This window comes from Bradyrhizobium sp. RP6 (assembly GCF_003837805.1).
GTDB lineage: Bacteria > Pseudomonadota > Alphaproteobacteria > Rhizobiales > Xanthobacteraceae > Bradyrhizobium.
This window is the reverse complement of sequence record NZ_RQIT01000010.1, coordinates 180,308-196,033: the sequence shown is the minus strand read 5'-3', so window position 1 is coordinate 196,033 and position 15,726 is coordinate 180,308. Positions and strand designations below refer to the sequence as shown.

Here is a 15,726-nt window from a genome sequence, read left to right as displayed (position 1 = left end):
GATTTTGCAAACATGAGGTTACGCGATGAAAGTTCTTTTGACGTCCACGCTTTATCCGACACCTCAGGCACCAAAGATCGTTGGCGGTGCAGAGATCTTCGCGCGACGTTTCGCCGAAGGCCTGGTGCAACGCGGAGACGAGGTCGAGGTGATACGGGCCGCGTCTGCCCCCCAACAGGCTCGCGAATCCTGCAACGGCATCGACATCTATTCCGCGCCGGTACAGAACATCTATCTGCCTTTCACCGAGCAGAAGAACGTCGCGCTGCGCAGCATCTGGCACGCGGTCGATGACTGGCAGATGCAGGCGCCCCTGATCGCGGAGCGAGTCCGGGCCTTCAAGCCGGACGTAATGCACTCGAACAATTTGTCGGGTCTCACCACCGCGATCTGGCGCGTTGCCGCCCACCTCGGCGTCCCGGTGCTCCATACGCTTCACGACTATTATCTGACCTGTCCGCGCTGCTCGCGCTTCGACAAGGGACGCGCCTGCGAGCACACCTGCACGAGCTGCGGAATTCTGAGCTATCATCGCAAGCGCGCCACGCATTGGCTCAGTGCCGTGGTCGGCGTGAGTGAGCGCGTCCTGTCCATTCATACCGACATGGGCATGTTCACCGAGACGCCGATCCGTACCGTGATCCGCAACGCCTCGACCGAGCCGCCGCGTGAGCCCTATCCTCGTCCAATCTGCACCACGGAAGTGACGTTCGGGTTCATCGGTCGCCTCACGGAGGAAAAGGGCATCGACAACCTGATGCGAGCACTTGCCATGCTGCCCCATGATCGCATCCGGATGCTGATCGCCGGTCGCGTCAGCGACGAGGAGCAACGACGCCTCAGGGCGCTCGCTCCAGACGCGCGCATCGAGTTCATGGGCTTCGTGTCGCCGGACGATTTCTACAGGCAAGTCGACGTGGTGGTCGCGCCATCCATCTGGCACGATCCCGGTCCACTCGTCGTCGCAGACGCCAAGGCAGCTGGCAGGCCGCTGCTCGGAACGCCCTTTGGCGGCATGCCCGAGGTCATCGAGCACGGCGTGACGGGCTGGCTGACCGAAGCCGATCCGCAATCCCTGGCCGGCAGCATGCTCGCAATCGCGGCGGATCCGCACAAGATCGACGAGATCAGCCGGCGCCTCATCGCGGATACCAACAAATGGGTATTTGCCGACGTGCTGTCTTCATACAAGAACCTGTATGAGCAATTGCGCCAGCAACGGATGTCGCGCCTGCACGCAGCAACGGCCGACGCGCCGCTGGGACGGACCGTCGGCAAGGGGCGCCTCATTCCGAGATGACACGCCTCCTGGCGATGGCGGGCTACTTCTATCAAAGCGCCGCGGCGATCATCCTGATCTTCGCGGTCAGTCATCTGCTGCCCGCCGCCGACTACACCAATTTTTCCCTGGCACTGGCCTCGAGCCAATTGCTCTGCGTCCTGATGTTCGAGTGGCTGCAGCTCGCCGGACTGCGCTTTCTGGCGGCAGCAAGGGAGAACGAAGCGGCTCGATTGAGGTGGTCGCTCTTTGCGGCAGGCCTGTCGAGTGCGGGCGCGCTTATCTTGGTCGGGAGCTGCGCATCCTTGGCCAGCGTGCTCCCGACAGGGATCGTCGCACTGGGCCTCGGCATATCCGTGCTTCAGGGCTTGACGGATCTCTATTTCCTGTCGGTCCGTCTGTCCGATCGGTTGGGCATCGCGTCCTCTCTTCTTGCGCTTCGTGCCACCGGCCTTCTGACCGGGGCCGCCGCCGGCGCAGCGAGCTCAGGAACGGCCGAAGCGGCGCTGCTCGGCGTTGCCGCCGGCCACACGCTGGGCCTCCTCGCCGGGCTGGCGGCCTATCGCACACCCCTGGAGCGCGCTTCGCTGCCGACGATGCTGGCCGACTGGAAGGAGTTCTCCCGCTATGGCATGCTCGCGGCGGCTGCGTCCGTCATCCATCTGTCGGTGCCGGTGCTGCTCCGCTTCATCGTCATCGGCCGGCTGGGCGCGACGGGGGCCGGCGCCGGATTTTCGATCGCGCTCGACCTGCTGCAACGTCCCTTCTGGGTCCTCAATGCGGCGATCCATACCGTGAGCTATCCCGAAGTGGTCAAGGATTTCGAGCACGGGACCGACGCAAAATCAGTGCAATCTGCGCGCCGCATGTTCGAGTTCATGATCTGCACGACCCTCGTCCTGCTCGGCGGATTGGTTGGCTTCATTCCAGATGCCGCGCGTATCCTGGTGCCCCGGGAGAGCCTGGATGGATTCCTGCAGACGGCGCCGGCGATCGCCGCCTTCTATTTCCTGCATACCCATTTGCAGGCGACGATAGCTGTTGTCCCCCACCTCGAGAAGCTGGCGACCAGGCTGGTCCTGGTCGCCGCCGGCCAGCTCGCCCTCGTTGTCGTCCTCTCCCTGGTCGCAGTGTCGGCCGGCCTGTCGCCACGAGGGGCGGTGGGCTGTGCTTCGCTGGCCACCCTCGCAACGATTCTGGTCGCACTCGGTCCTACGCTGCGGTTTGAGGCATTCCCGCGCTGGTCTTTGGTCGTGCAGGCGCTGGTGGCCGCAATCCTGATCGGATCACTCGGTTCGATGCCGACGGAGCCCGCGGCATGGCTTGCCGGCAAGATCATGATCGCCGCGCTTGCAACGGCGATTATCGCATGGCGCGGGGACTTTCTCATGCTGGCCCGCCGCGGCTGATCTGCCGCACCCGTATGTCTGCCAGTCAGATCCAATTTTCCGAGCGGGAACCGGCCTGCCGTGTCAGCTCCCGCAGCGGGTGGGTGTGCCATCACGCAATCAACACAACCCTACCGGGTGTATCCTACAGTTTAGCCGCTCACAGAAACGGCATCTGCAAACGTCCTGTGCAGTCATATCGATCGCACGAACGCGCGGAGGAAAGTCCGTAGGATTGCGGACGCGCGCCGAATCCGTTTGCCTACATTACGCGCTGCAAGCGCCGCATCGTTCCTTTCCGAACCTGTCGCGTGGATCCAATCGGCACGGCCTGCGCATACATTCAGCAGTGAGATTGACAAAATTCTTGAAAGCGCCTTTCTCACGCCATCCTGCTCCGGCATCGCAATCAACATTCTGCTGCAACAGAGCAAGCCTGTTCCTGCACAAGGAACCCGTTTCGCTCGCTATTTGTAGCTTTGTTTTTATCTGAAATTCACACTCGCCAGAGAAGCTTGAACGCAAATCCCTGCGAGCAATTTGGTTCGCGCTGAAATCGAGTGTGCAATGTCTGATCAAGCAATCCTGTCCGCCAGCGGCTTCATCAACTCCATCGGCGTCAACGCGCATGCCGGCTTCGGATGGACCGGCTACAACAATCTCGCGATGATGATCGACGACCTGGAATATCTCGGCGTCACCAATCTCCGCGACGCAATGGGAACCAGCCCGGCCGCGCAGCCGGTGGTCGAGGGGCTCGCCGCTGCCGGTTACAAGTTCGACTTCCTCGTATCGTCCGCGCTGCCGCAGTCGGGGGCGGCCGGACTTCAGAAGTATATCGCGTCGCTCGAGAAGTTCGCGGCGAGCCACCCGGGCAGCATCAGCGCCATCGAGGGTCTCAACGAGGCCAATCACCAGCCCTTCAGCTACAATGGCAGCTCGAGCCTCACCGCCGCGGCCCAATTCCAGAGCGCGCTCTATCAGGCCGTCAATGCCAACGCCGCGCTCGGCAGCATCCCCGTCTACAATCTGTCACTGGCCTACAACGATCCCCAGGGCTACAGCCAGCTCGGCAACATGTCGGGCTCGGTCGACTACGCCAATGCCCACGCCTATGTCAGCACCGGCCTGACGCCCGGCAGCTCCATCGCGGCAACGCTCAGCGCCGTCATGTCCGCGGCACCGGGAAAGCCCGTCGTCATCACCGAGACCGGCTATACCACGCAGGCCAACACCCAGTATCTCGGCGTCAACGAGACGGTGCAGGCCAAATCGATCCTAAACACGCTGGTCGATGCCTACAAGGCCGGTGTCAGCGCGACCTATCTCTACGAGCTGTTCGACCGCGACTCCTCCGCGGGCAACACGAATCCCGAGGCCAACTTCGGATTGTTCAACTCCGACGGGACGCCCAAGCTCGCCGCGACCGCTATTCATAACCTGACGACCATTCTGGCCGACGACGGCAAGGGCGGCCTGCAGCCGACCGATCCGTTGAACTACACCCTGAGCAACATGCCGGCCTCGGGCAACAGCATGGTGCTCGGCAAGAGCAATGGGGCTTACGAACTGGTCGTGTGGGCCGAGCCGAAGCTCTGGAACGATGCCACCGATACCGAGGTCACCAACAGCGCCCGGACGGTCACGGTGGATCTCGGCGGCGTGCATCATACGGTGAAGGTGTACGATACGCTGACGGGAACCACGGCGATCGCCAGCTATACCGACGTCAGCACGATCACGATTCCGGTCAGCGATCACCCGCTGATCATCGAGATCGACGCGCCCCCGACAACGCCGCCTCCCGTGGACACCCGGATCAGCGTCAGCGGTACGGCCGCCGGGATCGTGCCGCAACTGTCCGACCTGAGCGAGTCGACGGCGCTGCAGAGCATCACGTTGACGGATTCGCATGTCCTGCCGGTCGCCTCGAAAGCGACGATGGACTACATCATTGCCCATTACGGCAGCGCGCTGTCCAAGATCCAGGGCGGATACTCGTTCTCCGTGACGAACACGGCCGCGACCTGGACCAACACGAAGACCTACGACGCCAGCGGCAAGCTACTGTCGAATTCCGACACCGGCCTCAATTCGAGCGGGCAGCCGACCTCGACCACCGTCGCCTACAGCGATGGTTCCCAGGACCTGATCAGCTACACCAATGGCGTGAAGACGAAGTTCGTTCATGTCGGAACCGACGCAACCCGGACAACCGACAGCTACAACACGGCCGGAACCCTTGTGAGCGAAGTCGTGCAGAAGTCCGACGGCTATTACTCCACCACGCTCTACACGAACGGCGTGAAGACCGCCGCCTACGTCAAGAATGCCGACCGCTCGCAGGACAATTACACCTACAATATCACTGGGAAGAGCTTCACCACGCAGGTGCAGCATCTCGACGCCTCGGGGAAGGTCGTCTCGGTCACACGTAGCCATGCCGACGGCTCGCTGGATTCGACGCAGGTCTACAACAGCGACGGCAGCAGCGTGATCACGTTGTACAGCGCCACTGGCGTCAAGCTGGTCGAGACCAGCTATCATGCCGACAAAAGCAAGGATGTCTGGACCTACAACATCAAGGACCAGAACTATACGACCCAGCACGACGTCTACGATTCGACCGGATTCCTCACGACCCTGACGCGCCTGCATGCCGATGGCAGCCTGGCCTTCGAGCTGATGCAGACCGCCGACGGCACCAAGACGACCAACTGGTACAATGCTGCCGGCAGCCTCACCAGCGAGGTGGTCCAAAAGGCCGACGGCTTCGCCTCGACAACCCTCTACAGCAACGGCGTCAAGACGAAAGTTTACATCAAGAACGCCGACGGTAGTCTGGACAATTATGCCTATGGCATCACCGGCCAGAGCTACACCACGCTGATCCAGCACATCGATCCGGCCGGCAAGGTCACGTCCGTCACCCGCAAGCACGCGGATGGCACGCTCGACTATACCCAGGTCGTCAATAACGACGGGAGCAGCGTCGTCACCATCTATGACTCGACGGGAGTACGGACGAAACAATCCGAGTACCACGCTGATGGCAGCAAGGACGTCTTCCTCTTCAACATCACCGGCCAGAACTACACGACCGAACACGACGTCTACGATGCAACCGGCTTCCTTACGACGCTGATCCGGAAGCACGCGGACGGCAGCATGGCGTTCAAGCTGGTGCAGAGCAAGGATGGAACCAAGACAACGGACTGGTACGATGCCAAGGGGGTCCTCACCAGCGAGGTGATCACGAAGGCCGACGGTTACAGCTCGACAACGGTCTATACCAACGGCCTGAAAGCTGCGGCCTACATCACCAATGCCGACCTGAGCCAAGACAATTACACCTACAACATCACCGGCCAGAGCTATGCCACGCAGCACCAGCATCTCGATCCGACGGGCAAGACGACGGAGGTGACCCGCTGGCACGCCGACGGCACGCTCGACTATACCCAGGTCGTCGGCAGCGACGGTGGCAGCGTCGTGACCAATTACGACGCTTCAGGCCTCAAGAAGACACAAACCGACTATCACTCCGACGGCTCGAGGGATGTCTATCTCTTCAACGTCATCGGTCAGAACTACACGAAAGAGCACGATACCTACGATACCACCGGTTTCCTCACGCACATCGTGCGGACCCACGCCGACGACAGCCTGGCATTCACCCTTGTGCAGAGCGCCGACGGCACCAAGACCTCGGGCTGGTATGATGCCAAAGGAATTATCACCAGCGAGGTGACGACCAAGAGCGACGGCTACAGTTCCACCACGGTCTACACCGGCGGTATCGAGACCGCTGCCTATATCAAGAACGCCGACGGCACGTCGGACAACTGGAACTACAACATCACGGGCCAGTCCTACACGACGCAGCACCAGCACCTCGATGCCTCGGGCAATATCGTCGAGATCACAAGGACCCACGCGGACGGCACTCTGGACTATACCCAGGTCATCAACAATGACGGCAGCAAGCTGACCGACATCTATAACAGCGCCGGCATCAAGACCCAGGAGATCGCCAGCCACGCCGACGGCTCGAGGGACGTCTTCCTGTTCAACTTCAACGGACAGGCCGGCACGACGCAGCACGAGAACTACAACACCGCCAACGCACTGCAGTTCATCGATCAGACCAAGACCGACGGTACCCATAACGTCACGGCCGTTGGGAGCGGCGTGACGATCCAAGGCGGAGCCGGCAACGACGTGTTCTCGGCCGCGCCGAATTCGACCACCATCACCTACGATCACGGCCAGGACCAGATCCTCAACTTCCAGGCCGGCGACGCCACGACTCACGACGTGATCCAGATCTCGAAGCTGCTGGCGGCAGACTACAGTCACCTGCAGATGACGCAGTCCGGGACGAATGCGCTTATCACGTTCTCGGCCAACGACTCGATCCTTCTTAAGAACGTCTATGTCAGCAGCCTGACGAGCCACGACTTCGTATTCGTCTAAAGTCGCGGCAGATGGGCATCCATCGAGGCAGCGAGGGATGGGGGAACCCCCGTCCCTCGCACAGCAAGCAGGCAAGGACCGCCTTCGGCCTACTCACCTGACACGACCGCACCGACTCCCGGCTCGTTCAAAGGCTCATCAGCACTGCACATGATCGGCGGTGGTTGCGAACTTGCGTCACAATTACTGTCTAAAGAGACCTTCTCGTTGCTGCAGGGATATCGACGCCGACATGGAAGTCCGCGGACCAAAGCGATTCGTTCTTCTCGACTTCTACCGGTTCATCGCCGCGCTGGGCGTCTTCATCTTTCATCTGAAGAATATCGACAAAGGCATCTCGCCGGCCTGGAACGGCTCTTACGGCCTGTTTGTCGACATGTTCTTCATCCTGTCCGGCTTCGTGATCTCCTATTCCTATCCCGCGACCTCGACAGGCCCGCGCACCTATGTGCGCTTCCTCGTCAGGCGGATCGCGCGAATTTATCCCTTGCATCTGCTCACATTATTGATATTCGCGGTCCTTGCTCTCGTGGGCATATCCGGTCCGACCTCGCACGTGAGCTGGCTGGATTTCCTTCACAACCTTCTCCTCGTGCAGGCGTGGGGCGTCACAGATCACCTCAGCTTCAACTCGCCGGCCTGGTCCATCAGCGCCGAGCTGTTCTGTTACGTTCTATTCCCACTGTTTATGCTGCTCGCCGGCAGGGTCTCGCCGCTGACGCTCGCGATCATCGTCGCGCTCTGTTACGGAATCCTCGCTCACGCTCACCTGCCGATCTGGCAGGAACGCTCGCAGATGTACGGGGCCACCTTCGATTTCGGGATGTTGCGGGCCCTTCCGAGCTTCCTGAACGGGATTCTCCTGACCGTCCTGTTCAGGCTCTCGAGCGACTATCGCAGGAAGCCCGTCGCATTCGCCGGAATAGCGCTGTTCGCCGGCTCGGTCCTGATCCTCAACCTCTATGCCAAGCCCGACCTTGCAATCATATTGTTCTCTCTCGCGATCCTCGTTACAGCCACCGGAGAGAGCGCCTTCGCCCGGTTTCCCGGCTCTGACTGGCTTGGCCGCCTCGGCAACACGTCATACGCGATCTACATGGTTCACGAAGTGCTGCTGATCCTGCTTTTCAAGCCGGCGTGGCACTATTTCGGACTTCAACCAAGCATGTTTCCAGTGTTTGCTTTGGTCTGCTGCATCATTCTGACAGTCGTCGCCGACGTGACGTATCACTACGTCGAGAATCCCGCTCGAAAACTGATCAACCGGCTTGCGCCGGGCGATGCGAGGTCGGTCCACATCCCGAAGGCCGAGCCGCTCGATCTTTCGGAGACCCGACAAGCGGCCAATGCGAGCTAAAGCATGATCCGGAAAAGTGCGCAGCGGTTTTCCGAAAAGATCATGCTTAAACAACAACCTAAAGCGCGATGACGATTCATCCTGATCGCATCGCTTTAGGTGTCTGCAGGGCGGATCTTGCAGCTAGGTTCTCGACGATCGCCGCACACGGCTCAGGATTTCCTGGCATATCCGCACCACGGCCGGCCGGGCGATCGCGACAACAACGACGAGATAAACCGAAGAACCAAGCAGCACGAGCGCGGCGAGACGCAGCCATGGCGACGTGGCCGGCATCGCAACGGAGGCACCGGCCACCGCGCATGCCATCACCGCGGAGCCCGCAAGTGCGGGCATCAGCGCCGCGGCATAAGGCCTGATACCGAGCGACAGGATCCGCATCGAGGCTCCGGCGGATAGCGGATACAGCAACAGGGCGCGAGCGACGTAGCCGACAGCAATCGCGATAAGGCCAAACGGCGCAGCGAGGATGAAGATTGCTATGTTCGAAACCGCGTAGATCAGCGTCAGCCAGGTTTGCCAGTGCGGTTTGCCGAACGCCAGGATAACGGAGTGATTGTAGAGGCCAATCGTGGTCAGGAATCCGGTGATCGACATGATCGCGAGCAGAGGCGCGGCCTCGCTCCACTTGGACCCGAAGAAAGCAGTGATCAGATCCGGCGCCAGAACGGCTATGCCGGCGAAGATCGGGGCCGTCAGCAGCGACGTGTACATGACGAAGGCAACCAGCGTCGAACGCGATGCTTCGCGGTCATGCTGGAGGCCAGCGATGGTCGCAAAGAACACGCGGTTCAACGCATTCCCAATCACGGTACTCACGGCATTGACCAGGCGCTTGGCCAGGCTGTACAAGCCGGCGCCGGCGGCGCCGGTATACCAGGTAACGAAAATCAGATCGGAATTGGCATTGGCGAAGTTCGTGATTCCCGTCAGCGCCACGTAGCGCGCATAGCTCAGGAGTTCGACAACAGCCTGCCGGCTGACCCGGAGCCGAGGGCGCCAGGGCGTCAGGATCCAAAGGCTGACCAGCGAGATCAACGACGTCGAAACGAGCTGTCCGACTAGCGCAACGACCCCGTACCCCTGGATCGCCAGCCCGATCCCAACCGCCCCGCCAACCGAGATTGAAGAAAGCGAGCGGATGGCGAGGGATCGAAACAGTTGATTGCGCATCAACCAGGCTTCGTGCGTCCGTGACAGGCCCTGTACGGCCACCACGATGCAGAACCCCTTGAGAACGATGGCAATGTCCGAAAGACCCGAGAATCGTTCGATCGCGCCGCTCGAGGCGAACAGTGCGAGCGCTGCAAACAAGGAGAGGCCCGCAATGAGCCAGAACGAGGCAGTGTAATCCTCGTCCTTCGGCTCGGCACGCGCTTGGACCGCTATCGCGATGCTCTCGATCAGGACTGCCCGGCAGAATTCGAGCGCCAGCGCCCCCGTTGCCACGATGCCGAGAATCTGCGGCGACAGGAGCCGCGCCATGATCATGTAGATCGCGAGCGTGAGAGCCTGCCCGACTGCGGAATCGAGTGCGGACCAAATGACGCCCGAAACGATCGAGCGAGGCTTGATATTCTCGTGGCGCAATTGGAGGCCTGTCACAATTTCCGGTTAGGCCGACTTTCGTCGTTGAGCCATTGGCTGCAATGGTCCAATAGTCGCCTTGTTTACGAGGACACTACGGCAAGAAAGCAGCTACAATCCGAGGCAGCATGAATTTTCGGACCAATCTACGACGGTTGATGAACGAGGTCGGTTGCGACTTTATTCATCAGCTGCCGTATCCGCACGTGGACTTGTTCTTCTGGCGTCCCGACGACGGAACGATAAATTTCGGTGACTATCTTTCGGTCGTCGTCGTTGATCATCTCTTGCGGCATTTCGGCTATACGCTCGTCGACGAGGTGCCGCGGCAAGCGCGCTTGTTCGCGATCGGCTCCGTGCTCCATTACGCGCGAAATGACGATGTGATCTGGGGCAGCGGCGTGAACGGGCGCCCCGGCCAGGACGACCTCAATCGGCGCGTGCAGAACCTGGATGTGCGAGCGGTGCGCGGCCCGCGTACACGGGAGGTTTTGCGGCGCCGGGGCATCGCGGTACCCGAAGTGTTCGGGGACCCTGCGTTGCTGCTCCCTCAGCTGTTTCCGAATCGCTTTCGCCCCACTGCCAAGAAGCCGTGGGTGTTCGTTCCGAATTTGCACGATTTGAGTCTCATCGACCGTGGCGCCGATACGGTGGTCTCACCACTGGGATCATGGAACCGACGAATTGATGCCATTCTCGAAGCGGAGCTGGTTCTGGCAAGCTCGCTCCACGGCATCATTGTCGCCGAGGCATTCGGGATACCGGCGCGCTATGTGCGTCTGAGCAGCGGAGAATCCGAGTTCAAGTATCGTGACTATTACGAGGGCACCGGCCGGTTTGCCGTCGAGTTTGCCTCGAGCATTGACGAAGGTCGCGAGATGGGTGGGGCTGCGCGCCTCAACTTCGATCATCGTGCCTTGATGAGTGCATTCCCGATCGACCTCTGGAGCGGAAACAGCTGATATGGCCAAGCGCCTCCGCGTTGCCATCTACGCACCGCATTTCGCGGAATACTCCTACCGGCTCGCGTCGGGATTGGCTCGCCACTGCGACGTCCGGCTGGCACTCAACCGCAAAGACGCGAACCAGCAATGGGAACTGGCCGATATCGCCGTGACAGCTCCATTCGAGACGAGAATTCGCGATCTGAGCCTGCGCCGCGGCGGCGCGATCGGCATCCCGGCCTCCTTCCTGGACATAATTTCCTTTCGTCCCGACGTGATTCATTGTCACGAAGTTCCGGAGATCTACACGTCCAGGCTGATCCAGCTTCTTCGTCCGCTCGGCATTCCGCTGGTGTTGACCGTTCACGATGCGATCCCGCATTCGGAAGGCGGCTCCGGTACGTCGCCGCGTGAAGATGCATGGCGGGCTCGCATGCGGGCGGCAGCATCCGTCGTCACCACGCATGGTGAGAGCTGCATCGCCGATTTTCGCCGCGCCTCGCCCGACTTCAAGGGCGAAACGGTCTCCAGCATGCACGGCGTGCTCATGGTTCCGCCGGCCGGGAGTGCAGTCACGGCGCCTGAAGCTGCTCGCATCCTGTTTTTTGGGCGGATGTGGGCTTACAAAGGTCTCGACGTTTTCATCGATGCGCTCGACATGTTGGCTAGGCGCGGTGTGGCCCATGAAGCGATCGTCGCCGGCCGCGGCCCCGAGATGACACGGCTCGGCGCGCGGATGGAGGCAATGCCGACGGTCAAGACCATCAACGCCTACATCTCGCCTGCCGATACCGGGCGACTGTTTCAGTCCGCGACCGTGGTCGCCCTGCCCTACAAGGATGCAACGCAGAGCGGCGTGCTTGCATCTGCCTATGGCAACTCCCGGCCCGTCGTTGCCAGCGCGACCGGCGGCATTCCCGACGTCGTGACTGATGGCGTCAACGGGCTGCTGGTCCCGCCCGGCGATGCCACGGCACTGGCCGACGCGCTCGAACGGGTGCTGACCTCCAAGCCTCTGGCCGAGACATTGACCGAAGGCGCACGGCAAACCGCGGCCGGCCTCCTCAACTGGGATCGCATCGCTGAAGGTCTGCTGGGGTCCTATCACAAGCTCGCCGGTCGCACCGTGAGCTGAGCGCGGCCGGCGCCCTCAAACCGATTGCTCGATCTGCGGCCGGGAGAACATGCTGCGGATCGCGCCGTCCAGCAATCGCCTTAGCCTGACCTCGATCAGCTCATAGCTGATCGCGCTGGCAACCAGCGACATCACCAGCCCAAGCCCGATGAAGGCGGTCCACAGCAGCCAGCGGTCGACGCCGGCGGCGACCAGCTTCAGGCCGATCACCTGCAGGGGGAACAGCACGAAGGGGTGCACCAGATAGAGGCTGTAGCTGATCTTGCCGACATATTGCAGCGCCGGTAGGCTCAGAGCCCTGCCGAGGCCCGAGTCCGGAGCGAGCACCATGCCGAACAGCAGAAATCCGGGAACGAGCCCGACGAAGGGATGAAACAGCACCAGGCTCGCATACAGCGCAACTCCGCAAGCAAGGCCCGCGAGCAGGCCGATGCGTCCCGGAATCGAGATGCGGAATCCCATGGCGCTGAACAGCATGCCGATGCAGAAGAAGGCAGTGATCGGCCAGTGCATCAGGCAGGCGATGCCAAGCAGGATCAGGGGCGCCGCCAGCAATCTGCCACCGGTGCGCCACATCGAGAACGTCAGCGCAAACCAGATGTAGAACGCCCACTCGTATGTCAATGTCCAGGCGTTCTGCTGGGCGATGGGCAGGCCGAGCGCGTCCTGCACGAAGAACAGATTGGCCGCAAAAATCGCGAGGTAGCTGCTCAGATCGATGCCGCGAAAGAACTTGTAGGCCACGATCGGACCGATCGCGAACAGCGCAAGATGCAGCACGACGAACACCGGCATGATGCGCAGGACGCGGTCGAAGAAGAACCGTGACAGCGACCCATGCCGCACCAGGCTCGCCGGGATCAGGAATCCGCTGATCATGAAGAACAGTTCGACGCCGTGCCCGCCGACATTGATCATCGATTGCAGCCACGGCCAGAGCGGCGGCAGGAAGCCTGGATCCGGGATGTCGTACATGCCCCCCTTCGGCATGTCGTAGAAATGATCCATCAGCACGCTCAGCGCAGCGATCGCGCGAAGGCCCTGGACCGAAGGAAGGAACGATCCATCATAGGCGGCGCCCGGCTGGTGAGGTGCCTTGATCACTCTGCGGCACCCTGGGTGCTGAGCACTGGCTCAAGGACGAGGGGCTTTCTTCGCGCGGAGCGGAATCTTTGCCCGAAGGAAATGCTGGGTTTCTCGATGAACGTGTATGTCATCCAACTGACGAGGATCGACAATGCCAGGATGACGACCAGGAAGATCGACCATCCGAGCGGTCCGTCGCCGAACCATACCAGGCGATGGACGTAGACGATCGCGAACGGCGACATCAGGTAGACCGAATAGCTGATCACGCCGACGAATGCCATCGGGCGCCAGGCCATACGTTCGCCGAACAGGGCAAAGCCGATGAAGACAAGCGCCGCGCAGATATACGCCGATCCGATCGAATAACTGTAGAAGAAGTTCTCGTGATAGACGCCTCCGAAACGCCGATCGGACAGGGTGGCGGCGAAGACCGCATACAGAAGCGTGCAGACGGTCACATGGGTCCATCGCAGCTTGCCGCCAATGACGGTGTCGCGGATGATCTTGCCCAGGAACATCGCCGAGAGATTCAAGCCGACCTCCATCACCGACGAGACTGCCCTGCTCTCAACGAAAAGTGCAGCTGTGGTTCCCACCAGCGCAGCGGCAACGACGATGGTCACCGCCGTGAAGCGCCGGTTGAGTAGGCCCATCGCAAAGAGAATGGTGCATCCGACGTAGAACAAGAGCTCGATCGCCAGCGTCCAATAGAACACCCAGAGATTCGGGACGTTCACGAAAGTCTGCAACATCGTCACGTTAGCGGCGATCTGCCCCAGCGGAAAACTCTTCGAATCCAGCAGCTGCACCGACACGAGCCCGACAACGATCGAAGTCCAATAAGCCGGATAGAGCCGGAAAAAGCGGCTGATCGTAAAGTCGCGCACAGGCGTGGCGCTGTCCGGGAAGCTGAACGGGATGACGAAGCCGCTGACGAAGAAGAACAACACGACGCCGAACCGGCCAAAGTTCATGTAGTAGCCGAATATGTCATGGAGGGGCCCGTAATAGACACCCGTCGGGTGCTTTTCCAGGATAACCTCGAACACGTGCTGGATCAGGACGGCCAGCACGGCAATGCCGCGCAGTGTGTCGATGAATGCGAGCCGTTTATGCATTGTTCGTTCTCACCTGCTTCCGCTCGCCGCCGGTACATCCGGGCGGAAGCCTTCTAATGACGGCATCGGTGGCCGTACGATGATTGGCACGGCGTCGCCCGCCCGCGCCGTGGCCGTGCGCCGCGAGAACACCTCGCTGAAGCTCAACGCGATAATCAGCAGGCCGGACGCCGGGCCGTAGTTCAGAACGGTGATCGTGAACAAGTTGACGACGAAGATCAGCGTCAGCTTGTAGACGTCGGTCGTGCCGAACGTCGCCCGGAATACCATCACCATGAATGCGACGAACGGGAGTCCGAACATCAGATACGTGCCGATGTAGAAATTGTCGACGGGAACCCAGAAGGGGGCGAGCGGCGAGAACAGCTTCTGCGGATAGTTGAAGCAGCCCACGCCGCAGCCGGTCACGAGACCAACGGGCATGAGCTGGCTCAGGTAGACGAACGGCAGTTGCCAGCTGTTGTTGATGCGATCGACGATGCTGAACAGGGTCGTGTGCGGCACCGCGGCGGTACCGGAAGCAAGCACGATCATGAAGAACGGCACCAGGATCGCGGCAAACGACCACAACGCAATGTTCCGTATCGCGGAGAAGCGCGACTTCTCCGGCAGCATCCGCACGAACACCAGCAGAATCAAGTAGAGCACGAGGACGATCATGGTCGTCTTGCTGGTCGTCAGACGGATGATGTAGACCGCAAGAGAGCCGTACAGAAGGCACCACATCGTGCTCTTACGGATCGACGTAATTGCGAAGGACACGAGTATGAAGAAGGCCGCCATGGTACTTTCGGCAGCAAAACCCGTGAGACGCTGATCGTCACCGCCATAGGCCCACCATAAGCGACCCGCCTCACGAACGGCGCCGAAGGACTCATATTTGTATCCGACCCAGGGCATGAAGTAGAATTTCGTCAGCAGCACGCCGATCAGCGAGAGGTAGAACGTCGCGGCGATGACCGACAGCAACTTCTTGTAGGAGCCCAGACTGGTATCGCAGAAACAGAATCCGACGAACACCGGGAGCATCATCTTAAACGACGACATCGCCGCGTTGACCGTCCCCAGCATGAAGTAGCCGAGCACCAGCGACAGCATGATCTGCACGAAGACAACTGCCGCCATGATACTGCGATTGCGCAAGATGCAATGCACGATGAACTGGACCAGGCACAGCAGCGCAATGCCATCCGGCACGAACCAAAGCGCGTCCAAATGCATGATGCTGGTGTAGTACCGCATCATACCGCCGAAGGCATCCCGGACCAGATAGGCTGCGAGCGCGATCGCCTCGATATTGAGGCTGATCAGCATCATCCTGCGGGGTTGCAGCGCGAAGGTGCTCATGCGCGG

The 15,726-nt window shown here is 60.8% G+C and carries 10 protein-coding genes; 6 read left to right on the top strand and 4 right to left on the bottom strand.

Annotated features, from left to right (window positions below):
- The first annotated feature begins 25 nt into the window (after window positions 1-25).
- The 4 genes from EHH60_RS20200 to EHH60_RS20185 all read left to right on the top strand — a co-directional run bounded on the left by EHH60_RS20200 (window position 26) and on the right by EHH60_RS20185 (window position 8,500).
- Window positions 26-1,300 (top strand): glycosyltransferase family 4 protein, encoded by a 1,275-nt coding sequence (locus EHH60_RS20200; protein WP_124161187.1) that lies wholly within the window; start codon window positions 26-28, stop codon window positions 1,298-1,300.
- Window positions 1,297-2,688 (top strand): hypothetical protein, encoded by a 1,392-nt coding sequence (locus EHH60_RS20195; RefSeq protein ID WP_124161186.1) that lies wholly within the window; start codon window positions 1,297-1,299, stop codon window positions 2,686-2,688. Before EHH60_RS20200 ends, EHH60_RS20195 begins: the two co-directional genes overlap by 4 nt.
- A gap of 546 nt (window positions 2,689-3,234) precedes the next feature.
- Window positions 3,235-7,143 carry an RHS repeat protein gene (locus EHH60_RS20190; protein ID WP_124161185.1) on the top strand — a complete coding sequence of 1,303 codons (3,909 nt, stop codon included), beginning with the start codon at window positions 3,235-3,237 and terminating at the stop codon, window positions 7,141-7,143.
- Between the two features lie 232 nt (window positions 7,144-7,375).
- Window positions 7,376-8,500, top strand: a complete 1,125-nt coding sequence (locus tag EHH60_RS20185) for an acyltransferase family protein (protein WP_124161184.1) — start codon at window positions 7,376-7,378, stop codon at window positions 8,498-8,500.
- 123 nt (window positions 8,501-8,623) lie between these two features.
- Here EHH60_RS20185 and EHH60_RS20180 read toward each other — a convergent pair whose 3' ends face one another.
- Window positions 8,624-10,105 (bottom strand): lipopolysaccharide biosynthesis protein, encoded by a 1,482-nt coding sequence (locus EHH60_RS20180; protein WP_245454541.1) that lies wholly within the window; start codon window positions 10,103-10,105, stop codon window positions 8,624-8,626.
- Between the two features lie 140 nt (window positions 10,106-10,245).
- On the opposite strand from EHH60_RS20180, the gene EHH60_RS20175 reads away from it, so the two are divergent.
- Both EHH60_RS20175 and EHH60_RS20170 read left to right on the top strand, forming a co-directional pair.
- Window positions 10,246-11,049 (top strand): polysaccharide pyruvyl transferase family protein, encoded by an 804-nt coding sequence (locus EHH60_RS20175; RefSeq protein ID WP_199751644.1) that lies wholly within the window; start codon window positions 10,246-10,248, stop codon window positions 11,047-11,049.
- Between the two features lies 1 nt (window position 11,050).
- A complete protein-coding gene (locus tag EHH60_RS20170) occupies window positions 11,051-12,166 on the top strand; it encodes a glycosyltransferase family 4 protein (protein ID WP_124161181.1) in 1,116 nt (371 codons plus the stop codon).
- A 15-nt stretch (window positions 12,167-12,181) separates the two neighbouring features.
- Here the strand turns inward: EHH60_RS20170 and EHH60_RS20165 are convergent, their stop codons facing one another.
- The 3 genes from EHH60_RS20165 to EHH60_RS20155 are packed head-to-tail and all read right to left on the bottom strand — an operon-like array spanning window position 12,182 to window position 15,720.
- A complete protein-coding gene (locus tag EHH60_RS20165; protein WP_124161180.1) occupies window positions 12,182-13,270 on the bottom strand; it encodes an acyltransferase family protein in 1,089 nt (362 codons plus the stop codon).
- Window positions 13,267-14,373 carry an acyltransferase family protein gene (locus tag EHH60_RS20160; protein ID WP_124161179.1) on the bottom strand — a complete coding sequence of 369 codons (1,107 nt, stop codon included), beginning with the start codon at window positions 14,371-14,373 and terminating at the stop codon, window positions 13,267-13,269. Before EHH60_RS20160 ends, EHH60_RS20165 begins: the two co-directional genes overlap by 4 nt.
- 9 nt (window positions 14,374-14,382) lie before the next feature.
- Window positions 14,383-15,720 (bottom strand): hypothetical protein, encoded by a 1,338-nt coding sequence (locus EHH60_RS20155; protein WP_124161178.1) that lies wholly within the window; start codon window positions 15,718-15,720, stop codon window positions 14,383-14,385.
- Between the last annotated feature and the right edge of the window lie 6 nt (window positions 15,721-15,726).